Annotated in this window: 21 protein-coding genes; 9 read left to right on the top strand and 12 right to left on the bottom strand. The window is 75.0% G+C overall.

The window, feature by feature from the left end; all coding sequences use genetic code 11:
* The first annotated feature begins 74 nt into the window (after nucleotides 1-74).
* Both moaA and JOD46_RS17765 read left to right on the top strand, forming a co-directional pair.
* The gene (gene moaA / locus JOD46_RS17760) at nucleotides 75-1,142 is read left to right on the top strand and encodes a GTP 3',8-cyclase MoaA (protein ID WP_204395777.1); all 1,068 of its coding nucleotides are present in this window, start codon (nucleotides 75-77) and stop codon (nucleotides 1,140-1,142) included.
* The gene (locus tag JOD46_RS17765; protein ID WP_307835088.1) at nucleotides 1,135-1,440 is read left to right on the top strand and encodes a MoaD/ThiS family protein; all 306 of its coding nucleotides are present in this window, start codon (nucleotides 1,135-1,137) and stop codon (nucleotides 1,438-1,440) included. Before moaA ends, JOD46_RS17765 begins: the two co-directional genes overlap by 8 nt.
* Nucleotides 1,441-1,480: 40 nt before the next feature.
* Here the strand turns inward: JOD46_RS17765 and JOD46_RS17770 are convergent, their stop codons facing one another.
* From JOD46_RS17770 to JOD46_RS17785, 4 genes are read right to left on the bottom strand one after another with little or no spacing between them, the layout of a single operon-like run.
* A complete protein-coding gene (locus JOD46_RS17770; protein ID WP_204395778.1) occupies nucleotides 1,481-1,900 on the bottom strand; it encodes a molybdenum cofactor biosynthesis protein MoaE in 420 nt (139 codons plus the stop codon).
* A complete protein-coding gene (gene moaCB, locus JOD46_RS17775) occupies nucleotides 1,893-2,957 on the bottom strand; it encodes a bifunctional molybdenum cofactor biosynthesis protein MoaC/MoaB (RefSeq protein WP_204395779.1) in 1,065 nt (354 codons plus the stop codon). Before moaCB ends, JOD46_RS17770 begins: the two co-directional genes overlap by 8 nt.
* Complete coding sequence (locus JOD46_RS17780; protein ID WP_204395780.1) at nucleotides 2,954-4,150, bottom strand: molybdopterin molybdotransferase MoeA; 1,197 nt, start codon at nucleotides 4,148-4,150, stop codon at nucleotides 2,954-2,956. The genes moaCB and JOD46_RS17780 overlap by 4 nt, the downstream gene beginning before the upstream one ends.
* Nucleotides 4,150-5,253, bottom strand: coding sequence for a HesA/MoeB/ThiF family protein (locus JOD46_RS17785; protein ID WP_204395781.1), 1,104 nt, complete (start codon nucleotides 5,251-5,253; stop codon nucleotides 4,150-4,152). The genes JOD46_RS17780 and JOD46_RS17785 overlap by 1 nt, the downstream gene beginning before the upstream one ends.
* A 130-nt stretch (nucleotides 5,254-5,383) precedes the next feature.
* On the opposite strand from JOD46_RS17785, the gene JOD46_RS17790 reads away from it, so the two are divergent.
* The 5 genes from JOD46_RS17790 to JOD46_RS17810 all read left to right on the top strand — a co-directional run bounded on the left by JOD46_RS17790 (nucleotide 5,384) and on the right by JOD46_RS17810 (nucleotide 8,891).
* A complete protein-coding gene (locus JOD46_RS17790; RefSeq protein ID WP_204395782.1) occupies nucleotides 5,384-6,043 on the top strand; it encodes a GNAT family N-acetyltransferase in 660 nt (219 codons plus the stop codon).
* A gap of 85 nt (nucleotides 6,044-6,128) precedes the next feature.
* On the top strand, nucleotides 6,129-6,545 hold the full coding sequence (locus JOD46_RS17795; protein WP_204395783.1) for a TOBE domain-containing protein: 417 nt from the start codon (nucleotides 6,129-6,131) through the stop codon (nucleotides 6,543-6,545).
* Between the two features lie 5 nt (nucleotides 6,546-6,550).
* Nucleotides 6,551-7,339 (top strand): molybdate ABC transporter substrate-binding protein, encoded by a 789-nt coding sequence (gene modA / locus JOD46_RS17800; protein WP_204395784.1) that lies wholly within the window; start codon nucleotides 6,551-6,553, stop codon nucleotides 7,337-7,339.
* The gene (locus JOD46_RS17805; protein WP_204395785.1) at nucleotides 7,336-8,154 is read left to right on the top strand and encodes an ABC transporter permease; all 819 of its coding nucleotides are present in this window, start codon (nucleotides 7,336-7,338) and stop codon (nucleotides 8,152-8,154) included. The genes modA and JOD46_RS17805 overlap by 4 nt, the downstream gene beginning before the upstream one ends.
* Nucleotides 8,151-8,891 carry an ABC transporter ATP-binding protein gene (locus tag JOD46_RS17810; RefSeq protein WP_204395790.1) on the top strand — a complete coding sequence of 247 codons (741 nt, stop codon included), beginning with the start codon at nucleotides 8,151-8,153 and terminating at the stop codon, nucleotides 8,889-8,891. Before JOD46_RS17805 ends, JOD46_RS17810 begins: the two co-directional genes overlap by 4 nt.
* Nucleotides 8,892-8,904: 13 nt before the next feature.
* Here the strand turns inward: JOD46_RS17810 and JOD46_RS17815 are convergent, their stop codons facing one another.
* From JOD46_RS17815 to JOD46_RS17835, 5 genes are all read right to left on the bottom strand, one after another.
* Nucleotides 8,905-9,387, bottom strand: a complete 483-nt coding sequence (locus JOD46_RS17815; RefSeq protein ID WP_204395792.1) for a SixA phosphatase family protein — start codon at nucleotides 9,385-9,387, stop codon at nucleotides 8,905-8,907.
* Nucleotides 9,384-10,406 (bottom strand): arginase family protein, encoded by a 1,023-nt coding sequence (locus JOD46_RS17820; RefSeq protein ID WP_204395794.1) that lies wholly within the window; start codon nucleotides 10,404-10,406, stop codon nucleotides 9,384-9,386. Before JOD46_RS17820 ends, JOD46_RS17815 begins: the two co-directional genes overlap by 4 nt.
* Nucleotides 10,407-10,488: 82 nt before the next feature.
* The gene (locus JOD46_RS17825; protein ID WP_204395796.1) at nucleotides 10,489-10,776 is read right to left on the bottom strand and encodes an SHOCT domain-containing protein; all 288 of its coding nucleotides are present in this window, start codon (nucleotides 10,774-10,776) and stop codon (nucleotides 10,489-10,491) included.
* 71 nt (nucleotides 10,777-10,847) lie between these two features.
* Complete coding sequence (locus tag JOD46_RS17830) at nucleotides 10,848-11,840, bottom strand: NAD-dependent epimerase/dehydratase family protein (RefSeq protein WP_204395798.1); 993 nt, start codon at nucleotides 11,838-11,840, stop codon at nucleotides 10,848-10,850.
* Between the two features lie 42 nt (nucleotides 11,841-11,882).
* On the bottom strand, nucleotides 11,883-14,741 hold the full coding sequence (locus tag JOD46_RS17835) for a cation-translocating P-type ATPase (RefSeq protein WP_239562879.1): 2,859 nt from the start codon (nucleotides 14,739-14,741) through the stop codon (nucleotides 11,883-11,885).
* A gap of 152 nt (nucleotides 14,742-14,893) precedes the next feature.
* Here JOD46_RS17835 and JOD46_RS17840 point away from each other — a divergent pair, with 152 nt between their 5' ends.
* Nucleotides 14,894-17,224, top strand: a complete 2,331-nt coding sequence (locus JOD46_RS17840; RefSeq protein ID WP_372432728.1) for a heavy metal translocating P-type ATPase — start codon at nucleotides 14,894-14,896, stop codon at nucleotides 17,222-17,224.
* A 100-nt stretch (nucleotides 17,225-17,324) separates the two neighbouring features.
* On the opposite strand, the gene JOD46_RS17845 is transcribed toward JOD46_RS17840, so the two are convergent.
* The 3 genes from JOD46_RS17845 to JOD46_RS17855 form a co-directional block, all read right to left on the bottom strand.
* Complete coding sequence (locus JOD46_RS17845) at nucleotides 17,325-17,840, bottom strand: HAD family hydrolase (RefSeq protein WP_204395800.1); 516 nt, start codon at nucleotides 17,838-17,840, stop codon at nucleotides 17,325-17,327.
* The gene (locus JOD46_RS17850; RefSeq protein ID WP_204395802.1) at nucleotides 17,837-18,604 is read right to left on the bottom strand and encodes a GntR family transcriptional regulator; all 768 of its coding nucleotides are present in this window, start codon (nucleotides 18,602-18,604) and stop codon (nucleotides 17,837-17,839) included. Before JOD46_RS17850 ends, JOD46_RS17845 begins: the two co-directional genes overlap by 4 nt.
* 85 nt (nucleotides 18,605-18,689) lie before the next feature.
* A complete protein-coding gene (locus JOD46_RS17855) occupies nucleotides 18,690-22,142 on the bottom strand; it encodes an efflux RND transporter permease subunit (protein ID WP_204395804.1) in 3,453 nt (1,150 codons plus the stop codon).
* A gap of 153 nt (nucleotides 22,143-22,295) precedes the next feature.
* Between JOD46_RS17855 and JOD46_RS17860 the strand changes: the two genes are divergently transcribed.
* A complete protein-coding gene (locus JOD46_RS17860; protein WP_204395806.1) occupies nucleotides 22,296-23,312 on the top strand; it encodes a hypothetical protein in 1,017 nt (338 codons plus the stop codon).
* The last annotated feature ends 66 nt before the right edge of the window (nucleotides 23,313-23,378 follow it).

Here is a 23,378-nt window from a genome sequence, read left to right on the forward strand (position 1 = left end):
GTGCTCCGCCACGCGAGATCGCACCGCCGACATCCGGGGTCGCACCCGAGTCGCCCGCGCGTAGGGTGGGGAGCATGACGACGCTCGCGCTCGGGATGCCGGCGGTGCGGCGGTCGCCGGCCGAGGCGCCGTCGATCGACGGCCGGCCCGACACGCCCGCACTCGTCGACCGCTTCGGCCGCGTCGCGCACGACCTGCGCATCTCGATCACGTCGGCCTGCTCGCTGCGGTGCACCTACTGCATGCCCGCCGAGGGCCTGCCCGTCATCCCGCGCGACGAACTGCTCTCGGCCCCCGAGATCGCCCGGCTGGTCGGCATCGCGGTGCGCGACCTCGGCGTCCGCGAGGTGCGGTTCACGGGCGGAGAACCGCTCACCCGACCCGACCTCGTCGAGATCGTGCGCCTCAGCGCCCTCGCCGCGCCCGGCACGCCCCTGTCGATGACGACGAACGGCATCGGGCTCGACCGGAAGGCCGAAGCGCTGCGCGACGCCGGCCTCACGCGCGTGAACGTCTCGCTCGACACGCTCGACCGCGAGCACTTCACGCGCCTGACCCGACGCGACCGGCTTCCGGCGGTGCTCGCGGGCATCGCCGGTGCGCATCGCGCCGGCCTGGGTCCGCTCAAGCTCAACGCGGTCCTCATGCGCGAGACGCTGCACGACGCGCCCGAGCTGCTCGCCTGGGCGATCGAGCACGCGTGCCGCCTGCGGTTCATCGAGCAGATGCCGCTCGACGCCGACGAGGCATGGGTCCGCGAGAACATGGTCGACGCGGCCGAGCTGCTCGCCGTGCTGCGCGAGCGATTCGTGCTCGAACCGGTCGGCCGCGAGGATCCGGCCGCGCCGGCCGAGGAGTGGCTCGTCGACGGCGGCCCCGACACCGTGGGCATCATCGCCTCGGTGACACGGCCCTTCTGCGGGGCGTGCGACCGCACTCGGCTCACCGCCGAGGGGTCGGTGCGCTCGTGCCTGTTCGGCGACGATGAGACCGACCTGCGCGCGCTGCTCCGCTCCGGGGCATCCGACGCCGAGCTCGCCGACCGGTGGCGCGCGGCCATGTGGGGCAAGAAGGCCGGGCACGGGATCGACGACCTCGACTTCGTGCGTCCGGTCAGGACGATGGGGGGCATCGGTGGCTGAGGGAACGACGACGAGCGTCGCGGGATCCGTCTCGACCGGCACGTCGGTGCTAGTTCGGTATTTCGCGGCGGCGGCCGAGGCCGCGGGCGTCGAGGAGGAGCGCATCGAGTTCGCGGGCCTCGCCGACCAGGCGCCGACCGTCGGCGCCCTGCGCGACCTCCTCGTCGAGCGCTACGGCCCGGCCATGGCGCGCGTGGTCGCGAACGGGTCGTTCCTCGTCGACGGCGTCGTGCGCCGCGACCCGGCGACCCCGCTCGGGGCGCAGGTCGACGTGCTTCCGCCCTTCGCGGGCGGCTGAGCCGCGGCCGGCTGAGCCGCGGCAGAGGGTCGCCCGCCCGTCAGAGGTTGACCCACTCCGTGGTGCCGCCCTCGAGGTGCTGCCGCTTCCAGATCGGCGTGCGCTCCTTGATCCGGTCGACGAGCAGCGCGCACGCGGCGAAGGCCTCCGCACGGTGGGGCGCGGCGACGCACGCGACGAGCGCCACGTCGCCGATCGCGAGCGCGCCGACCCGGTGGGCCGCGGCGACGCGCAACCCGGTCTCGCGAGCCACCTCGGCACAGGTCTCGCGCAGGAACCGCTCCGCCTCGGGGTGCGCCTCGTAGTCGAGCGCGGTGACCGGCTCGCCGTGGTCGTGGTCGCGGATGACGCCCTCGAAGGTCACGAGCGCGCCGTCCCGTCGCGACCGGACGAACGCCTCGAGCGCGGCCCGGTCAAGCACCTCGGTCGTGACCAGCGCGAGCACGTCGGCGTCAGGCATGCGGGGCTCCCCCGTGCTCGAGCCGGTCGGCCTCGCCCTGGTGCGCGTGCCCGCGCGGGGCGTGGTCGCCACCGGCGACCTGGTCGAGCAGGTGCGGCAGCAGCTGTTCCAGCACGTCGAGCCCGTCGGCGACGCCGCCGCGCGAGCCCGGCAGGTTCACCACGAGCGTGCGGCCGGCGAGCCCCGCGAGTCCACGGCTGAGCGAGGCGGTGGGCGTGGCGGCGCGACCCGCCGCACGGATCGCCTCCGCGACGCCGGGCAGCTCCTGGTCGAGCACCGCGCGGGTCGCCTCGGGCGTGCGGTCGTGCGGGTTCACGCCCGTGCCGCCCGTGGTCACGATGACGGCGGGGCGCTCGTCGACCGCGGCGCGCAGCGCTTCGGCGATCGCGGCGTCGGCCACCACGCGCGGCGCGTCGGCGTCGAGGCCGTGCTCCGCGAGCCACTGCGCGATGACCGGCCCCGTCGTGTCCGCCGCGGTGCCGGCGGCCGCGCGGGTGGATGCGACGAGCACGACCGCGCGGCGGCCGGCCGAGGCATCCGGAGCCTCGCCCACGACCGCGGCGCCCGCCTCGAGCGGCTCGCCCGGGCCGTCGGCACGCCAGACGCCGCGCTTGCCGCCGCGCTTCTCGACGAGGTGGATGCCGCCGAGCCGCGCCGCGGGGTCGACCGCCTTGACCATGTCGTGGAGGGTGAGGCCGGCGATCGCGACCGCGGTGAGGGCCTCCATCTCGACCCCGGTCCTCGCCGTCGTCGACGCCGTCGCCCGGATCGTCACGGCCGAGGGCTCGAAGCCGAAGTCGATCGAGACCGCGTCGAGCGGCACGATGTGCGCGAGCGGGATCAGTTCGCTCGTGCGCTTCGCGCCCGCGATGCCCGCGATGCGCGCGGTCGGGAGCACGTCGGCCTTCTTCAGGCCGTCGCTGCGGACGAGTTCGACGACCTCGGGCGTCGTGTCGAGGCGCCCCTCGGCGATCGCGACCCGGTGCGTGACCGGCTTGCCGCCGACGTCGACCATGCGCGCGCGGCCGTCGTCGTCGAGGTGGGTGAGCGGGCTCATAGGTCCACGGTATCGACGAGGGCGCCGGCGTCCAGCCGCGTGACCTCCTCGGGGACGACGATGAGCAGGTCGGAGGCCGCGAGGGCGGCGACGAGGTGCGAGCCCGGACCGCCCACCGGCTCGGCTCGGCCGTCGGGCGTGCGCCGGCCGCGCAGGTACTGGCGTCGGCCGGCGACGGACGCGACCGGCTCGGCGAGCGCCAGCCGGTCGGTGCCGGCCGGCGGCAGTCCCGCGATCGCGCGCAGCGACGGCGCCACGAAGAGGGCGAACGAGAGCTGCGCGCTCACGGGGTTGCCGGGGAACCCGATGAGCGGCACCCCGCGGTAGACGCCGGTGGCCTGCGGGCCGCCGGGTTGCATGGCGACCGACCCGACCCACGCCCCGAGCGGCTCGATGAGCTCGCGCACGACCTCGTACGCGCCCTGCGAGATCCCGCCGCTCGTCAGGACGAGCTCGGCCCCGGCGTCGACCGCCGCGTCGAGTTCGGCGTGCAGCGTCGCGACGTCGTCGCGCACGCGGGCCGTGTGGACGACGACCGCGCCGGCCGCACGCACGGCGGCGACGAGCGCGGTGCCGTTCGCGTCGGGGATCTCACCCGGGCCGATCGGCTCGCCCGGCGCGACGAGCTCGCTGCCCGTGCTGATGACCGCGACGCGCACACGCTCGCGCACGAGCAGCGCGGTGAGGCCGGATGCCGCCGCCGCGGCCAGGTGGCGCGGCGCGAGCCGGAGTCCGGGCGGCAGCACGTCGGAGCCGGCCGCGAGGTCGGAGCCGGGCTCCCGCACGTACTCGCCGACCGCGCGCCCGCGGAGGATGCGCACGCTGCCGGCGTCGCCGGGCTCGGTGTCCTCGACGGGTACGACGGCATCGGCCCCCGCGGGCACGGGCGCGCCCGTCATGATGCGCACCGCCGTGCCGGGGGCGAGATCGGCCGGCGCACCGGGCGCGGCCGCGATCTCGCCGGCGACGGGCAGCTCGACGGGGGCCTCGGCGACGTCGGCGCCCCGGACCGCGAACCCGTCCATCTGGGCGTTGCGGAACGGGGGCAGCGCGATCGGCGACTCGACGGGCGACGCGGTGATCCGGCCGAGCGCATCGTCGAGCCGCACGCGCTCGGTCGGGCGGGCGCCGAGCGGCGCGAGCAGCGACCGCACGAACCGCGCGTGCTCGTCCACGGGGATCCGCTCGGCCATCAGTAGCGCTCCACGCTCGGGTCGACGGCGCGCGACCACGCGTCGATGCCGCCCGCGAGATTGCGCACGTCGGCGAAGCCGGCGGCGACGAGTCGCTCGGCCGCGAGGCGCGACCGCACGCCCAGGTGGCAGTACACGACGAGGGAGGCCTCCGCGTCGAGTTCGTGCGCGCGCGCCCCGAGCTCGTGCAGCGGGATCAGGGTCGCTCCGGGGATGGCGGCGACCTCCGCCTCCCACGGCTCGCGCACGTCGAGGAGACGGGGCGGAGTGGCGGAGGCGAGTTCGGCGGCGAGCGCCACCGCGTCGAGCTCGGCGATGTCCGGCCCGGCGGGCGGGTGCGCCGTCGGCGCCGCAACCGGCACCGCCGCCTCCTCCGGCTGCTCGGCGCGGGCGTACGCGATCTCGCGGGTCCGCCCGGTGAGGGCGTCGTACACCGCGACGCGACCGAGGAGCGGTTCGCCGATGCCCGTGAGGAGCTTGAGCGCCTCGCCCGCCATGAGCCCGCCCGTCACGGTGCACACGCTCGGCAGGATGCCGTCGACCTCGCAGCTGAGTCCCGCGTCGGCCGGCGGCTCGGGGAACAGGTCGCGATAGGAGACCCCGCGGGCCTCCCAAGCGACGCCCACCTGTCCGGAGAAGCGTGCGGCCGACCCCCAGACGAGCGGGATGCCGCCGCGGGCCGCGGCGGCATCGGCGACGTAGCGCGTGAGCACGTCGTCGGTGCCGTCGATGACGAGGTCGGCGTCGGCGAGCAGTTCGTCGGCGTCGTGCTCGTCGAACCGGACCGGGAGCCCGCGGATGTCGGCGTCCGGGGCCAGCCGCGCCGCGGCATCCCTCGCAGAATCGACCTTCCGACGCCCCACGTCGGCATCGGCATGCAGGGTCTGGCGGTGCAGGTTCGTGATCTCGACGCGGTCGTCGTCGATGATCGTGAGCCGTCCGATGCCGGCGGCGGCGAGCGGCGGGATCACCGCGCTGCCGAGCCCGCCCGCGCCGAGCACGACGACGTGCGCCTCGGCGAGCCGGCGCTGGCCCGCCGTTCCGAAGCCGGGCAGCACGCGCTGCCGCGCGTAGCGGAGGGCACCGGGATCGAGAGCCGCCATCCCTCGATTCTCGCAGCACCTGCGGCGCATAGCGTGCGGATCCGCTCGGCGCAACGCCTGACGGATTCTCAGGATCGCGGCATAGCGTGAATGCAAAGGTATTGGCCCGCCGGGTCGCGAAGGGTCGAGCATGAGCCGGACGAGCGAAGGGTCGCCGATGGTCGAGGACCACGGCGATCACTCGATGCTGCGCCTGCTCCGCTCAGCGCTCCCGCAGCGGCCCCGGTTCCTGCGCGGCCCACGGATCCCCGACGGCGTCCGCTCCCCCGTCATCCGGACCGAGCGCCTCCTGCTGCGGCCGCACCGCCTCGCCGACGCCGACGCGTGGTACGCGCTCCAGTCCGATCCGCGCGTGATCGAGCACCTGTCGTGGCCGCTCCGCACCCGGGCCGAGTCGTTCGTGCACCTCGCGCACCGCACGCGGCACACGCGGCTCGAGCAGCGCAACGACTTCCTCGCGCTCGCGGTCGTGCTCGACGGGCAGCTCATCGGCGATGCGTCGCTGCACCTCCGCAGCCTCGACCGGGCGGAACGGCGCCTCGAGATCGGCTGGGTGATCGGGCCGCAATGGCAGGGGCGCGGCTACGCGCGCGAGGCGGCGGAGGCGATGCTGCGCTTGGCGTTCGAGGACGTGTCGGCCGCGGTCGTCGAGGCGCACATGACGTCGGCGAACGAGGCGTCGACCGCGCTCGCGGAGCGCCTCGGATTCGAGCTGCGCTCCGACGACGGCGTCGAGCGGGTGATGGTGATGACCGCCGACGACTGGCGGTCCCGGCATCCGCTCGACTGAGCTCAGGAGCCTCACGCCCGACACCCTCGCATGTCCGCATCCGCGGGTATGATCGCGGAATGCAGACGCATCCGCGGAACCGATCATGACGCAGTTCCGCATCAGCGAGGCTGCCGCCCTCCTCGGGGTGAGCGACGACACCGTCCGCCGCTGGGGCGACCAGGGTCGGCTGGCGCTCGGTCGCGCCGCGAACGGCATGCTCGTCGTCGAGGGCGTCGAGCTCGCGCGGCTGCTCGCCGAGCAGCCCGAGGGAGGCGCGCTGGCCGACGCGTTCCCGCTCGCGCGCGCGTCGGTGCGCAACCGGTTCGTGGGCCTCGTCACCGCCGTGCGGCGCGACGGGGTCATGGCCCAGGTCGAGCTGCGGGCCGGCCCCTTCCGCATCGTGTCGCTCATGAGCCGCGAGGCCGCCGATGAGCTCGGACTCGAGCCCGGCATGCTCGCCACCGCGAGCGCGAAGGCGACCGTCGTCTCGATCGAGCTGCCGGCGGGCGGGGAGGCGTGACCGGGATGCCGCGTCGCGCCGCGGCACTCCTGGCCGCGACCCTCGGGGTCGCCCTGGCCGGCTGCGCGCCGGTCGCCGACGGCGCCGGCTCCCCCGCGACCGGCGACTCGTCCGGGTCCGACCAGGTCAGCCTGACGGTGTTCGCCGCGGCGTCGCTCACCGAGGCGTTCGACGAGCTCGCCGCGCGGTTCGAGGAGCGCACGCCGGCGGTCGACGTGCGGCTGAGCTTCGGCGGGAGCTCGGCGCTCGCGCAGCAGCTCGTCGAGGGCGCACCCGCCGACGTGTTCGCCGCGGCGGCGGAGGCGCCCATGCAGACCCTCGTCGACGCGGGGCTCGTCGAGGAGCCGGTCGTGTTCGCGACGAACACGCTCGAGCTGGTCGTCCCGGCGGGCGATCCCGCGGGGGTCGAGGGCCTCGCCGATCTCGCTCGCGACGAGCTGCGCATCGCGCTGTGCGACCCGTCGGTGCCCTGCGGCGCCGCGTCCGACGAGCTGCTCCGCGCCGAGGGCGTCGAGGCGGCGCCCGACACGCTCGAGTCCGACGTGAAGGCCGTGCTCACCAAGGTCTCGCTCGGCGAGGTCGACGCCGCGCTCGTGTACCGCACCGACGTGCTGGCGGCGGGCGACGCCGTCGAGGGCATCGAGGTGCCGGCCGCGGCATCCGTCGTCAACCGCTATCCGATCGCCGCGGTGACCGGCTCGGCCGCCGCGGACGCGGCTGCCGCCTTCGTCGCGTTCGTGACGGGCGACGAGGGCCGGCAGGTGCTCGACGGGGCCGGGTTCGGCGCCCCGTGACGACGCGACCCGGCGCGGCAACCGGCCGCCTCGCGTGGCCCGTCGCGGCGCTCGCACTCGTCGGCCTCGCCGTGCTCGTGCTCCCGCTGGTCACCCTCGTGGCCCGTGCGCCCTGGGCCGACCTGCCCGAGCTCGTCGCACGCGAGTCGGTGCGCGAGGCGCTCGTGCTCTCGCTCGTGACGGCGGTGATCGCGACCGGTCTCTGCCTCGTGCTCGGCGTGCCGCTGGCGGCCCTGCTCGCCCGCGCGGCCGACTGGCCGACGCTCCCGCGGCGGCTGCTGCGGGCCGCCGTGACCGTGCCCCTGGTGCTGCCGCCCGTGGTCGGCGGCATCGCGCTGCTCATGCTGCTCGGCCGGCGCGGGCCCGTGGGGAGCCTGCTCGAGGCGTGGTTCGGGGTCGGCGTGCCGTTCACGACCGGTGCGGTGGTGCTCGCCCAGGTGTTCGTCGCGCTGCCGTTCCTCGTGTTCGCGGTCGAGGGCGCGCTGCGCACCGCCGACCGCCGCACCGAGCTCGCGGCGGCCACGCTCGGCGCGTCGCGTTGGCAGGTGTTCCGACACGTGACGCTGCCCGTGGTCGCGCCCGGCGTCGCGGCGGGCGCCGTGCTGTGCTTCACGCGCGCGCTCGGCGAGTTCGGCGCGACCATCACGTTCGCCGGCTCGCTGCCCGGCGTGACCCGCACGCTGCCGATCGCGAGCTACCTCGCGATGCAGACCGACCCCGACGAGGCGGTCGCGCTCGCGCTCCTGCTGCTCGGGGTCTCGGTCGCGGTGCTGCTCGCGCTCCGCGACCGCTGGCTGCCGGGGGTGCGCGGATGACGCCCGCCGCCGCCGCGCCGGAGACTCACCCGATCCTCCACGCCGACGTCGCCGTCGCGCGCGGCGCGCAGCGCATCGCGGCCGCGTTCGAGGTCGCGCCGGGGCATCCGCTCGCGATCATCGGCCCGAACGGCGCGGGCAAGTCGACGCTGCTCGCGGCGATCGCCGGGCTCGTGCCGCTCGAGGCCGGGAGCGTGCGCATCGGAACCCGCGCGATCGACGGGCTCGCGCCCGAGCAGCGCGGCGTGGGCGTGGTCTTCCAGGACTACCTGCTGTTCCCGCATCTCAGCGTCCGCGACAACGTCGCGTTCGCGGCGCGCATGCGCGGACGGTCCCGCGCGGCCGCACGCGCCGCCGCCGCCCCATGGCTCGAGCGGTACGGGCTCGCCCCGCTCGCCGACCGGCTGCCGCGGGAGCTCTCGGGCGGGCAGGCGCAGCGCGTCGCGCTCGCCCGTGCGCTCGCGGCCGAACCCGACGTGCTGCTCCTCGACGAGCCCATGTCGGCCCTCGACGTCGAGCTCCGCGACGACATGCGCGCGGAGCTCGCATCGCACGTGCGCGAGTTCGGCGGCGCGACCGTCCTCGTCACGCACAGTGCGGCGGATGCCGCAGCCCTCGCCGACGCGATCCTCGTGCTCGAGGCCGGCGCCGTCACGCAGCGCGGCACGCTCGCCGACCTCGCGGCCGATCCGGCGACGCCGTACGTGCGGCGGATGCTCGCGTCATCCGGCGACTGAGGGCGAGCCGCGGTCAGCGCGGCGTGTCGAGGTGCACCTCGAGGGGTTCGGCGTCGCCGACCTCGGACCAGGACCACACGGCGAATCGGAACTCGGCGACCCCGCACGTGGGCAGGTGCTCGATCTCGCCGGAGAGCCGGTGCGCGAGATCGGACATCCCCGGGTCGTGCGCGACCACGACCGCGGTCGTGACCTCGTCGTCGAGCTCGGCGACGACATCGAGGATCGTCTCGGGCGACGATGCGTAGAGCCGCTCGTCGAGCACCAGCGCGCCCGGCGGCACGTCGAGCTGCTCGGCGATCGCCTCGGCGGTCGTCCGCGCCCGCGCCGCGGTGCTGGAGAGGATCGCGCCGGGGGAGATCCCGCGCTCGCGGATCCGACGCCCCATCTCGGGCGCGTCGCGACGGCCCCGGTCGTTCAGCGGCCGATCGTGGTCGGCGAGCGTGGGATCGCCCCACGCCGACTTCGCGTGGCGGACGAGCACCAGCGTCTTCATGCGCCGAGTCTGCCACCCTCCGGCTCGGGCGGCACCCCCGCGGCGGCGCGGCGCACGGCGAGTCCGGCGGCGAACTCGAGCACGCACAGCGCGGCGAGCCGCACGGTCCGCCCGTCGGGCGCATCCGCCGTCGCGTCGATCTCGACGAGGTCGGCGCTGCGCACGCGGGGGTCGGTCGCGGCGGCGCGCACGAGCGCGCGCAGCTCCCATGCCGAGAGGCCGCCCGGCACGGAGGCGGGGCACGCGGGCACGACGGACCGATCGCATGCGTCGACGTCGACGTCGAGGTGCACCGGCCCGCCCGCCGCGCCCGCGACGGCGAGCGCCTCGGCCATCAGGTTCGCCGGATGGGCGTAGTACCGCAGCTCGTCGCGGTGGACCACCGTGATGCCGAGGTCGTGCGCGCGGCGCGCGTAGGCGGCCGAGTTGGCGAAGTCGGCGATGCCGATCTGCACGATGCGCCGGGGATCGAGCCCGGCCTCGATGAGGCGCCGCACGGGCGAGCCGTTCGAGACGCCGTCGCGCAGGTCGTAGTGCGCATCGATCGTGACGAGGCCGGCCGTGCCGAGGTCGTCGCCCCACGCGCCGAGCGCGGTCGCGACCGTCACGGAGTTGTCGCCGCCGAGCGCGACGAGGGCCTCGGACCGGGTGAGCGCGTGGGCGACGCGGGCGCGCGTTCGCGCCTCGCCGGGCTCGCCGTCGGGCTCGTCGATGTCGCCCGCATCGGCGTAGGCGAGCTCGCCGAGGTCGACGACGCCGGGCGGCCGCGCGCCCGGCAGGCCGGGGTCCCAGAACGGATCCCGCGACCGGTCGGGCACGAGGGCGGGGCTGTAGCGGCGCAGCGCCTCGCGGATCGCGGCCGGCGTCGCGTGCGCATTCGTCGGCGAGAGCGACGTGCGCCACGCGGGCACGCCGATGATCGCGAGGTCGGCGCGAACGCCGGGCGGGAGGCCGTCGAGGTCGGGCCAGTCCCCGGCCCGAGGCCAGAGCGGGTCGTGCGAGAGGGCGCCGGCGGTCATGGTCCGACGCTAGCGAGGCGGATGCTACGGCGGTCGCCACGCCCACCGCCGCGCGTCTGCGATCCCGGACGCACGGTCACCGTCACGGGCCGGGCGGACGCGACGTCTCGTCGAGCGCGCGCACGATCTCGCGGTACTCGTCGGGCGTGATCTCGCCGCGCGCGAGGCGTTCCTCGACGATCGCGCGCGCGGTGCTCGCCGTGCCCGCGGGCGGAGCCGCTCCGTACCCGGCCGGCGGGGCCGCGTGATGGGTGGTGGAGCTCGTGCGCGTGACCAGGACGATCACGACCACGACCGCCGTCACGATGAGCAGGATCGGCAGAAGCACCCAGATCCAGCCCCAGCCCATGCCGTAGTGATCCCAGTACACGTGCACCACCTCCGATGCCCAGCGGGGCGCGCGCCCCGCTGCAAGGAGGCTACGTCGCCGACCCGCCCGGCTCAGGGCCGAAAGGCCTCCACGAGCTCGCGTTCCCGGTCGGCTCCGAGTCCGGCGCGGCGCACCCGGTCGAGACCCGCCTCGCGCTCCCACGCGAGCGCGTCGGCGAGCGTCTCGCGGATCGGGCGCAGGCGGAGCCCCGCACGGCGTGCCGCCGCGTTCGAGCGGTCGAGGAACGCGTTCCACGTCGGGTCGGCGATCCACAGCGGCAGCGAGTCGGGGCCGGCCCACTCGGCGACGCCGAGCTCGGCCAGCCGATCGGGAGCTGCCGGCACGAGCTCGCCGTCGTGCCCGCCGAGCTCGCGCGAGACCGCGAGCCAGTCGGCGAACGTCGTGCGCTCGCCCACCGCGTTCACGGTGCCATCGATGCCGCCCTCCACCGCGTCGACCACGAACGCGACGAGGTCGCGCACGTCGATGGCCTGCACCGCGGCATCCGGGATGTCGGGCACGAGCATCGGCTCGTCGTCGCGCGCCGCGCGCGCGACCCAGTAGCCGGCGCGGTCGGAGGGGTCGCCGGGTCCGGCGATGAGGCCCGGGCGCACGACCAGCAGCCGAGCAGGAGCCGCCTCGCGCCACGCCGACTCGCACGCGACCTTGCCCTCGCCGTAGGTCTCGGGCGCCGACTCGTCGGCGTCGAGGGCCGGCAGCAGCGCGGCCGACTCGTCGGCGCCGGGCTCGTCGTGCCGGGCGTACACGCTGCACGAGGAGACGAACACCACGTGCCGGGCCCGCGCGGCGAGCGCGGCGGCCGCGCGGCGCGCATGGCCCGGTTGGCGGGTGAGGTCGATGACGGCGTCCCAGTCGCGGCCCGCGACCGCGTCGTACGCCGTCGTGCCGGGGGCGTCGCGGTCGGCGACCACGAGGTCGGCGCCCGGAGCGACCGCGCCGGCTTCGCCGCGCGCGAGGCACGTCACGTCGTGGCCGCGCGCGAGCGCCTCCGTCGCGAGCGCGCGTCCGAGCCACTGGGTTCCGCCGAGGATGAGGAGGTCCATGCGGTCATCCCAGCACGGCCGACCCGTGGTTCGCGCGCGTGTTCACGCAGCGCGAACCCGCGGGGCCCCGCCATCCGCCCGGCGCCGCGCCGCCGCCCGCATGCCGAGCTTGCGGAGTTCCTCGACCCAGAGGACGACGGAGGCCATGCCCGCGCACACCGCCCAGTGCGCGGCGTCGAGCGGCGCGGTGCCGAACGCGACCTGCAACGGCGGCAGCGAGACCACCGCGACCTGGAGCGCGACCGCGAGCAGCACCGAGCCCCAGAGCCAGCGGTTGGCGAAGAGCCCGCGGAACGCACTCGACGTCGCCGACCGGGCGTTGAACGCCGTGACCAGCCCCGCGAAGACGAGCGTGGTGAACCCGGCCGTGCGGGCGACGTCGAACGTGTCGGTGCCGCCCGGGATGATCCCCCCTGGCAGGAACACGTCCATCGTCAGCAGCGTGATCACCGCGATCACGAGGCCCGTCACGCCGATGCCGATCCACATGCCGCGATCGATCGCCCGATCGTGCAGGCCTCGCGGCGGCCTCGCCATGACGTCGTCGACCTCGGGGTCGACGCCCATCGCGAGCGCGGGACCCGAGTCGGTGACGAGGTTGATCCACAGGATCTGCGTCGCGAGCAGCGGCAGCACGAGGCCGTCGGCGCTCGCCGCGGTGAAGCCGAGCGCCCCCGCGAACACGACGCCGAGGAACACCGTGAGCACCTCGCCCATGTTCGAGTAGAGCAGGTACCGCAGGAACTTGCGGATGTCGTCGAAGATGCTCCGCCCCTCCCGCACGGCGTGCACGATCGTCGCGAAGTCGTCGTCGGCGAGCACCATGTCGGCCGCCTCCTTGGTGACCTCGGTGCCCGCGATGCCCATCGCGATGCCGATGTCGGCCGACTTGAGGGCGGGCGCGTCGTTGACGCCGTCGCCCGTCATCGCGACGACCAGCCCCTCGGCCTGGAGCGCGTCGACGATGCGGAGCTTGTGCTCGGGCGCGACGCGCGCGAACACCGAGACCGTGCGGACGGCATCCCGCAACTGGTGCTCGTCCATGCCGTCGAGCCGCGCGCCGGGCAGCGCGATCCCCTCCTCGCCGATGATGCCGAGGTCGCGCGCGATGCGCGTCGCCGTGGCGGGGTGGTCGCCCGTGATCATCACGACCCGGATGCCGGCGGCGCGCGCCTCGGCGACCGCCGGCCGCACCTCGGGGCGGGGCGGGTCGATGATGCCCACGACGCCCGCGTACACGAGGTCGCGCTCCGAGGCCTCGCCGAACCCCGCGGCATCCGCCCGGCCCTCGCCGCCCTCAAGCTCGGGCGCGGGCCGGTAGGCGACCGCGATCGTGCGGAACGCCTCCTCGGAGAGGGCCTCGGCCTCGGCGAGCGCATGAGCGCGCCGGACCGCGTCGAGCGCCACCACGCGCGTGCCGACCTGGATGCGCGTGCAGTGCCGCAGCAGTACGTCGGGCGCGCCCTTGCTGAGCACCACGAGCGCGCCGCCCTCGTGCCGGTGCGCGGTCGACATCATCTTGCGCTCGGAACTGAAGGGCACCTCGCCGATGCGGTCGTACCGGGCGGCCTCGTCGACCGTGCCCGCGAGCTTGCGCGCGGCCACGAGGAACGCGGCCTCGGTCGGGTCGCCCTCGATCTGCCAGGCGCCCTCGCGTTCGGCGAGCTGGGCGTCATTGGCGAGCGAGCCCGCGCCGAGCACGATCTGCGCCTCGACCCGGAGCGGTCCGTCGGCGAGCGGCCGCCCGAGCACGGTCGCCTCGCCCACGGGCTCGTAGCCGACGCCGCCGAGGTCGACCGCACCCGACGCCGTCACCACGCGCTGGATGGTCATCCGGTTCGTCGTGAGCGTGCCGGTCTTGTCGGTGCAGATCACCGAGGCGGACCCGAGCGTCTCGACGCTCGAGAGCCGTTTCACGACCGCGTTGCGCTTCGCCATCCGCTGCACGCCGAGCGCCAGGACCAGCGAGAGGATCGCGGGCAGGCCCTCGGGCACGGCGGCGACCGCGAGCGACACCCCGAGCAGCAGCACGGTCACGAACTCGGCGGGGGTCCGCACGCCCTGCACGAGCGCGACGGTGACCATCACCACGATCGCGATGACGATCACGATGCGCCCGAGCGTGCGACCCAGGTGGCCGACCTCGACCTGCAGCGGCGTGGATTCCGCCTCGGTGCGGTCGAGCATGGTCGCGATCGCGCCCATCTCGGTGGCCATGCCGGTGGCGGTGACCACGGCGCGGCCCGTGCCGCGACTGACCGCGGTGCCCTTGAACACCATGTCGCGGCGGTCGCCGAGGGGCACGGCCCCGCCGAGGGTGCCGGGGTGCTTCTCGACCGCCGAACTCTCGCCCGTGAGGGCGGCCTCGGCGACCTGCAGCGATGTGGCACGGATGAGCCGGGCGTCGGCCCCGACCTGGTCGCCCTCGGCGAGCACGAGGATGTCGCCGGGCACGAGCTCCGCGCTCGCGACGGTGCGCAGCTCGGCGTCGCGCAGCACCGAGGAGCGCGCCTGGGTCATGACGGCGAGGGCGGCGACCGCGCGCTCGGCGCGCGACTCCTGCACGAGCCCGAGCACGGCGTTCAGCACGATGATGCCGAGGATGACGAGCGCGTCGATCGGCCAGCCCTCGGCGCCCTCGACGAGCCATGCGACGACCGAGACCACCACGGCGGCGAGCAGGAGCAGGATCAGCGGATCGGCGACCTGGGCGAGCGCGCGTCGCCAGAAGGGGGTGCGGCGTGCGCTGCGGAGCTCGTTCGGGCCGTGCACGGCGAGACGCGCGGCCGCCTCCGCCGAAGACAGCCCGTGGTCGGGGTCGACGCCGAGCCGCCGGGCGACCTCGTCGGCGTCGGTCAGCGCCGGATCGAGCCCGGTCGACGCGTCCCCCGGCATCCCCATGGCTCCATCCTCCGGGCCCGGCGGGCCGGGTCGCAATGCACGGCCTCCGATGGATGCGACGCGCCGCGGAAGCGGGAATGATGGCGGTGCCGAATGGGTTGACGGAGATACCCCCTCGGGGTATATTCGGACCCACGTTCCCGGAGGTCACCATGGACAGGCACCCCAGTTCCCCGACACCGCACGGCGGGCATGCGCCCGAGCCGCACGACCACGACGACCACGCCGCACACGCGGGCCACACCGCCCACGCGGCATCCGGCACCATCGCGACCGAGCCCGACGGCGCGGCCCACGACCGCCACGGCGGCGATGACGCCGCGGCCGTGCACGCCGGACACGACGCGCACGGCGGGCACATGGAGCACGCCGGCCACGACGCGCACGCGGGGCACGACGCGCACGCCGGACCCATGGACCACTCCGGCCACGAGGCGCACGCCGGGCACATGGGCCACGCCGGCCACGCCGGCCACGCCGGCCACGGCGACCACGTGGCGCAGTTCCGCCGCCTCTTCTGGATCATGCTCGTCATCGCGATCCCGACGATCGGGTTCAGCACGATGTTCGCCGACCTCCTCGGCTACGAACTGCCCGACAACCCGATCGTGATGTGGATCCCGCCGGTGCTCGGCTCGGTCCTGTACTTCTGGGGCGGCTCGCCCTTCCTCACGGGCGCCTGGTCGGAGCTGAAGGCGCGCAAGCCCGGCATGATGCTCCTCATCGGCCTCGCGATCACGGTCGCGTACGTCGCCTCGCTGGGCGCGAGCCTCGGGTTCTTCCCGCACCACCTCGACTTCTGGTGGGAGCTCGCGCTCCTGATCGTCATCATGCTGCTCGGCCACTGGCTCGAGATGCGCTCGCTCGCGGCGACCTCCTCGGCGCTCGATGCGCTCGCGGCGCTGCTGCCCGACGAGGCCGAGCGCGTGACCGAGGCCCCGGACGGCACGACCACCGTCGTCACGGTCTCCCCGTCCGAGCTCGTCGTGGGCGACGTCGTGATCGTGCGGCCCGGCGGCCGCGTCCCGGCCGACGGCGACGTGATCGAGGGCACCGCGGCGATGGACGAATCGATGATCACGGGCGAGTCGACCACCGTGAGCCGCGGCCCCGGCGACCACGTGGTCGCCGGCACCGTCGCGACCGACACCGCGATCCGCGTGCGCGTCGGCGCCGTCGGCGACGACACCGCGCTCGCGGGCATCCAGCGGCTCGTCGCCGACGCGCAGGCCTCGAGCTCGCGCGCGCAGCGGCTCGCCGACCGCGCCGCGGGCTGGCTGTTCTGGTTCGCGCTCGGCGCCGCGGCGATCACCGCGGTCGCCTGGTGGGCCGTCGGCCTCCCCGACGAGGGCGTCATCCACACCGTGACCGTGCTCGTGATCGCCTGCCCCCACGCGCTCGGCCTCGCCATCCCGCTCGTCGTGCAGATCGCGACCGAGCGCGCGGCCAGGGGCGGCGTGCTCGTGACCGACCGGCTGGCACTCGAGACGATGCGCACCGTGCAGGCGGTCCTCTTCGACAAGACCGGCACGCTGACCAGGGGCGAGCCCGCGGTGACGGATGCCGCGGCCGCGGAGGGACACGACCTCGCCGAGGTGCTCGGGCTCGCGGCGTCGGCCGAGCACGACTCCGAGCACCCGCTCGCGAAGGCCATCGTCGCCGAGTCGGCGCGCCGCGGGATCGCGCTGCAGGCGGCATCCGGCTTCGAGGCCTCGCCCGCGGTCGGCGTGACGGCGACCGTCGGCGGACGCGAGGTGCACGTGGGCGGGCCGGGCCTGCTCGCGCGCGAGGGTCTCGCCGCGCTGCCCGCGTCGGCGGCCTGGGCCGAGCGCGGCTCGACCGTGCTGCATGTCGTCGTCGGCGGCGAGGTCGCGGGCGCGCTCGCGCTCGCCGACGAGATCCGGCCCGAGTCGCGCGAGGCGGTCGACGCGCTGCACGCCGCGGGCGTGCAGGTCGTGATGATCACCGGCGACGCCGAACCCGTCGCCCGAACGGTCGCGGCCGAGCTCGGGATCGACCGCGTGTTCGCCAACGTGCGCCCCGAGGACAAGTCGGCCAAGGTGCAGGAGCTCCAGCGCGAGGGCCTCTCGGTCGCGATGGTCGGCGACGGCGTCAACGACGCACCAGCGCTCGCGCAGGCCGACGTCGGCATCGCGATCGGTGCGGGCACGGATGTCGCGATCGCCTCGGCCGGCGTCATCCTCGCCTCGAGCGACCCGCGTTCGGTGCTCTCGGTGATCGAGCTGTCGAGGGCCTCCTACCGAAAGATGCAGCAGAACCTCTGGTGGGCCGCCGGGTACAACATGATCTCGGTGCCGCTCGCGGCGGGCGTGCTCGCCCCGATCGGGTTCGTCCTGCCGATGTCGGTCGGCGCGCTGCTCATGTCGCTGTCGACCATCATCGTCGCGGCGAACGCGCAGCTGCTGCGCCGCCTCGACCTCCGGCCCGAGGCGTCGGCGCGAGCGGTGCTCGAGCGGGCCTGACCCCGCGGCAGCTCGAGTGGGCGATCTTGGCGCTCCGCGGCGCGCGGAGACCGCCAGGATCGCCCACTCGAGGTGGGTGCGGTCGGTCGGGCGGCCGGCGTCAGCGCGCGGGCGCCGCGGGCACGGCGAGGGCGATGAGGTCGTTCACGTCGGAGAGGATCGCGTCGTGCGGGCCGCCCTCGAGTTCGGGGCGGCGCGCCGCGCCGCTCAGCACGCCGATCACCCACCCGGCGCCGGCCGCGCGGCCCGCCTCGAGCAGCGCGAGCGAGTCGCCCGCCACGAGCACCTGGCGCACGTCGAGGGTGCCGGTCGACTCCATGGCGTGGTGCACCGCGAAGGGCGCGGGCGGCGGGGCGAGCACCTCGTCGGCCGCGACGACGGCGTCGAACAGGACCGGCCCGGCCGCAGCCCCGGCCGACGCCGCCCAGCCCATCGCCGCGAGCGCACGCGCGACGTCGTGGGCCCCGCCCTCGCCGACCAGCGCGACCCGCACGCCCCGGCGGCGCAGCTCGGCGAGCGTCGCCGCGACGCCGCGCAGCGCGATCGGCGCGCTCGTGGCATCCGCCGCTCGTCGCACCACGGCGCCCTCGAACCCCAGTACGGCGAGGGTGATCATCGGGCGCTCCCGTCGACGGTGGGATCGGAACGGGTCAGCGGCGACCGCCGATCGACCTCGTTCTCGATCGTGAAGGTGGCCAGCTCGGGGCGGTAGCGGTCGTCGGCGTACGAGAGCGGGCGACGCGCGGCGTCGAACGCGATCCGGCGCTCGCGCAGCAGGGGGCTGCCCGACGCGACCTCGAGCGCCTCGGCGTCGAGCGGATTCGCCGCGACGGCGTCGATCGTGTGCCGCGCCCGCCGGAACTCGACGCCCCGCGCGATGAGGTGGGCGTGCAGCGAGCCGCGGTCGGCGTCGAGGTCGGCGAGCAGCGCGCCGACCTCCGGCGGGAACGACGTGCGCTCGACCATCGTTGGCACGTCGTCGAGCAGCCGGACGCGCACGACCTGCACGACCGCGGCGCCCTCGTCGAGGCCGAGCAGCCCGGCGACCGTCGACGGGGCGGGGCGGCTCGCGGCCTCGATCGTCCGTTGGCCGGGCACGCGCCCGATCGACCGGGCCCACTCGGTGAAGGACGAGAACGTCGAGAACGGCTGGGTCGGCACGACGCGGCCCACGACCGGGGCGCGACCCCGGCCGCCGACGATCACGCCCTCCTCGCGCAGCACCGAGAGGGCCCGGCGGATCGGGCCGCGGGACGTGCCGAACTCGCGGCACAGCGCGGCCTCGCTCGGCAGCCGCATGCCGGCGGCCCACTCGCCGCGGGCGACGCGCTCGCGCAGCACGCCGCTCACTCGCTCGTGCAGCGGGGCCTCGGTCGACATGCCTCGACCGTACGGACTCGCCGCCCGGCGGGGGTGGGCGCGACGCGACGTTCCGGTGAAGGTTCGGTGAACCCCGTGCGACGGGTCAGCCCGCGGGGGTCGGCTCGGCCGGCTCGGCCGCCGCGGCCGCCTCGCGCTCGGCCCGCTTGGCCGCCCGCTTCGCCTTGCGGCGCTCGCGGCCGCCCTCGACGAGGTCGTAGAGCGCCGGCAGCACGAGCAGCGTGAGCAGCGTCGACGAGAGCAGCCCGCCGATCACGACGAGCGCGAGCGGCTGCGAGATGAAGCCGCCGCTGCCCGTGATGCCGAGCGCGAGCGGCAGCAGCGCGAAGATCGTCGCGAGCGCGGTCATCAGGATGGGCCGGAGCCGTCGGGAGGCGCCGTGCATGAGCGCGTCGCGCACGCTCATGCCGCGGTCGCGGTACTGGTTCACGAGGTCGATGAGCACGATCGCATTCGTCACGACGATGCCCACGAGCATGAGCACGCCCACGAGCGAGGCGACGCCGAGCGGGATGCCGGTGATGACCTGCAGCAGGATGGCGCCGGTCGCCGCGAACGGCACCGAGACGAGCAGGAGCAGGGGCTGCAGCAGCGAGCGGAACGTCGCGACCATGACGACGTAGACGATGAGGATCGCCGCGAGCAGCGCGAGCCCCAGCTGCGAGAACGACTCCTGCTGGTCGGCCGTGACACCGCCGATCGACGCCGACGTGCCCGCCGGCAGGTCGACGCTCGCGACCGCCTGCTGCACCTGCCCGCTCGCCGTTCCGAGGTCATCGCCGGCCGGCGTCGCCGAGACCGTCGCGCTGCGCAGGCCCTTCACCGTGGTGATGGTGGCCGGGCCGTCGACCTGCTCGACCACGGCGAGCGTGTCGAGCCGGACCGGTCCGGTCGGGGTCGGCACCTCGAGCGCCTGCAGGGCCTCGACCGACGCGGGTGGCTCCTCCGAGGCGAGGTAGATCGTCAGCGTCTGCTCGTCGATCACGATCGAACCGGCCGCCTGCGGCTGCATGGCCGCGGAGACCACGCTCGCGAGCGCGACCTCGGAGTACCCGGCGTCGGCCGCCTTGGCGCGATCCACCTCGACGGCGATATAGGGGCGCGACTCCTCGAGGTTCGAGGTGACCTGGCTGAGCGAGTCGAGCCCGGAGAGCTCCTCGACCACGGCGTCGGTCGCGGCCCGCAGGTCCTCCGCGTTCGACGCGGTGATGTCGACCTCGATGTCGCTCGACGCGCCGAAGCCGCTCTGCGCCGACACCGTGACCTCGCCGACGTCCTCGAGGTCGGCGAGCTCCGAGCGGACCTCGGCCTGGAGGGCGTCCTGGTCGGCGTCCTCGTCGGTCGTCACGTTGTAGGTGACCGTGGAGCCGCTGCCGCCGAAGGCGGCGAGCGCGCCACCGCCCGTCGAGGTGCCGATCGAGGTCTGCACGGTCTCGACGCCGTCGACGCCCCGGATCGCCTCCTCGACGGGCAGCGACGCCTCGGCGAGGTACTCCAGGCTCGACGAGACGGGCAGCTCCTGGGTGACGCGGAACGTGTTCTGGCCGCTCGAGCCGAGGAAGTTGGTCTTCATGAGCGGCGCGAGCGCGACCGTGCCGGCGAGCACGAGCACCGCCACGATGATGGTGATCGCGGAGTGCCGCAGGGTCCAGCCGAGGATCGGGAGGAAGCCCTTCTGCAGCCGTGACGGGTGCTCGAGCTCGTCGACGCGCGGCGCGCCGGTGGTCGTGGCCGGCGCCGCGACGGCCGCGGGGGCCGCGCCACCGCGGGCGGCGGGCTCGGGCCGGAGCCCCGTGGCGCCGTCGGCGCCGCGCAGCTCGGGCGCGAGCCACACCTCGTCGACGAAGGCGGCCGCCGCCGCGGCATCCTGCTCGCTCTGCCCCTTGGCCGGCTTCGCGGGCTTGAGGAACCAGTACGCGAGCACGGGAACGATGGTGAGCGACACGAGCAACGAGGCGAGCAGCGCGATCGTGACCGTGAGCGAGAACGGACGGAACAGCTCGCCGGTCACGCCCTCGACGAGCGCGATCGGCAGGAAGACCGCGACCGTGGTGATGGTCGACGCCGTGATCGCGCCCGCGACCTCGCGCACGGCGTGCACGATCGTCGAGGCCTTGTCGACGCCCGCGACGAGGTGCCGCTTGATGTTCTCGATCACGACGATCGAGTCGTCGACGACGCGCCCGATCGAGATCGTCAGCGCGCCGAGCGTGAGGATGTTCAGCGTGTAGTCGGCCGCCTGCAGTCCGATGAACGTGATGAACACCGAGGTCGGGATCGAGATCGCTGTGACCAGCGTCGCGCGCACCGACATCAGGAACGCGAGGATGACGAGCACCGCGAACAGCAGGCCGAGCAGGCCCTCGACCGCGAGCGACTCGATCGACTTCTCGATGTAGGGCGCCTGGTCGAACACGACCGTGAACTCGGCGCCGGGGTTGGTCGTGTCGAGCGCGGACTGGAGGTCGGGCAGCGCGTCGCGCACCGCGTTCGAGACCTCGACCGTGTTCGCGGCGGGGAGCTTGGTGACCGAGATCGCGAGCGCCGGCTCGCCGTTCACACGCGAGATGCTCGTCTGCGGGTTCTCGGTGAGTTCGACCGAGGCCACGTCGCCGATCGTGAGCGCGACGGGCACCGCGACCGTGCCGACGTCGGTGCCGAGACCGGCCCCCGGCTGCGCGCCGGCGCCGGTCTCCGTGCCGGTGCCGGTCTCGGTGCCGGTGCCGGTCTCGGTGCCGGTGCCGGGCACGGCGGGGATCCCGCCCGTCTCGGTGCCGGGTGCCGGCTGCTGCTCGGTCGCGCCGAGCAGCGGCAGCGCGGCGATGTCGTCGACGCTGCCGAGCCGCGTGCCCGCCTGGACGGCGAAGGTGGAATCGCCCTCGGTGATCTCGCCGGCCGGGAGCAGCACGCCGTTCTGCTGGAGGGCGTCGCGGATCGCCTGGGCGGTCAGCCCGTAGGTCGCGAGCTGGGCGGGATCGGGCGTGATCACCACGCGGCGTCCGCGATCGCCGACGAGGGCGGCGTCGCGGACGCCGTCGATGTCGCGGATCTCGGGCAGCGTGGTGCGGGTCAGCTCGTCGGAGAGGGTCGACGGGTCGTCGGCGCCCGTGACGGCGACCGCGAGCACCGGGAGGTCGTCGAAGCTGAACGCGACGACCTGCGGCTCGACGTCCTCGGGGAGGTCGGGTGCGATGCGGTTGACCGCGGAGAGCAGCTTCTGCTCGGCGAAGGCCAGGTCGGTGCCGAACGTGAAGCTCGCGACGACGCGCGAGACGCCCGTCGAGCTCGTCGTCGAGGTCGACTCGAGCCCCGTGATGCCCTGGATCGCGGTTTCGATCGGCGTCGACACGTCGGTGTTCACGACATCGGGCGAGGCGCCCGGGTACGCCGTGATGATCGAGAGCTGCGGGAGCTGGATCGACGGCGCGAGCTCCTGCTTGAGCCCGTTCAGCGCGATGCCGCCGAAGATCGCGACCACGATCGTCACGAGCGCGATGAGGGCGCGATTGCGCATGCTGAGCTTCGCGAGCAGGGACATGGTGTCGATTCTCGCAGTGACGCGCACCGACCCGAGTCCTCCGAAAGTGTGAACATCCCGTCGAGGGGATGGATTCCAAACCGATTCCCCGATATGTTCCGAACCACGTGCGAAGGGGGTGAGCGGATGCGAGCGGCCGTGGCGGAACGCCGGATGCCCCTCGTCCGCGCTGCCCTCGTCGGCTCCGGCCTCGCGGCCGCGTGGGTCGTCGTCAGCCTCCTCGCCTCGCCATCGAGCGCCTCGGCCGAGGAGCGGCCCGACGGGCTGCTCGGCACGGTCGGCAGCGTCGTGGGCGTCGTCGACGGAACGCTCGACGCCGTCGTCGACGAGGTGGTCGAGCCCGTGGCCGAGGTCGTCGTCCCGTCCACCGCCGAGGTGGTCGAGGTCGTCGACGAGGCCGCTCCCGCACCCGCGCAGCCGGTCATCGATGCCGTGCCGGTGACCATCGACGAGGCGACGGATGCCGCGGGCGGCACGCTCGACGACGCCGACGGCACGCTCACCGGGGTCGTCTCCGAGCTCGGCTCGGCGGTCGCCGACCTCGCGGGCGGCGCGCCGGTGGGCGAGCTCGCCGACCCCGTCATCGACGGCCTCGACGGCCTCGTCGGCGGAGTGCCGGTCGTCGGCGCGATCCTCGGCGACGAGACCCTCGGCGGGCTCCTCGGTCCCGTGGTCGACCTCGCCGACGACACGCTCGGCGCCGTCGTCGGCCGGCTCGGACCGCTTCCGTCCGACGGCGTGCTGCCGTCGCTGCCCGATCTCGGCGTCGTGCCCGAGGTGCCCGGCTCGGTGGTCCCGGTCGACTGGGCCGGCCCGACTGGAGCCACGGCCGGCCCGGGCGATTCGACGTCAGGCGTCTCTCCGGCCGCGCCATCCGGGCTGCTCGTGCGCACTGGCACCGGACCCTCGCTCGACGGTCCGCCCGGCGCCGCGGATCCCGTCGGCACGCTCGTGCCGACCTCGCCCTCGCCCGCCGACGGCGCCCCGCTCGGCTCGGGCGCGCCCGCCGGCGGCTCCGCCTCGGCAGGCTCGGGCTCCGGGGCCGCCGGCGGCTCCGACGCGGCCTTCGCCGCCCATTCGCTCGACGCGCTCGCGTCGCTCGTGCTCGGTTCGGTCGACGACGCGCTGCCGTCGTCACCGGTCTTCGAGACCGACACCACCCCTGACTGACGGGTGCCGATCCGCCTGCGCGCAGGCGGAACACGGTCATCGCTCCCTGCCCGGGAGCGTCATCAC

This window comes from Agromyces aurantiacus (genome assembly GCF_016907355.1).
GTDB lineage: Bacteria > Actinomycetota > Actinomycetes > Actinomycetales > Microbacteriaceae > Agromyces > Agromyces aurantiacus.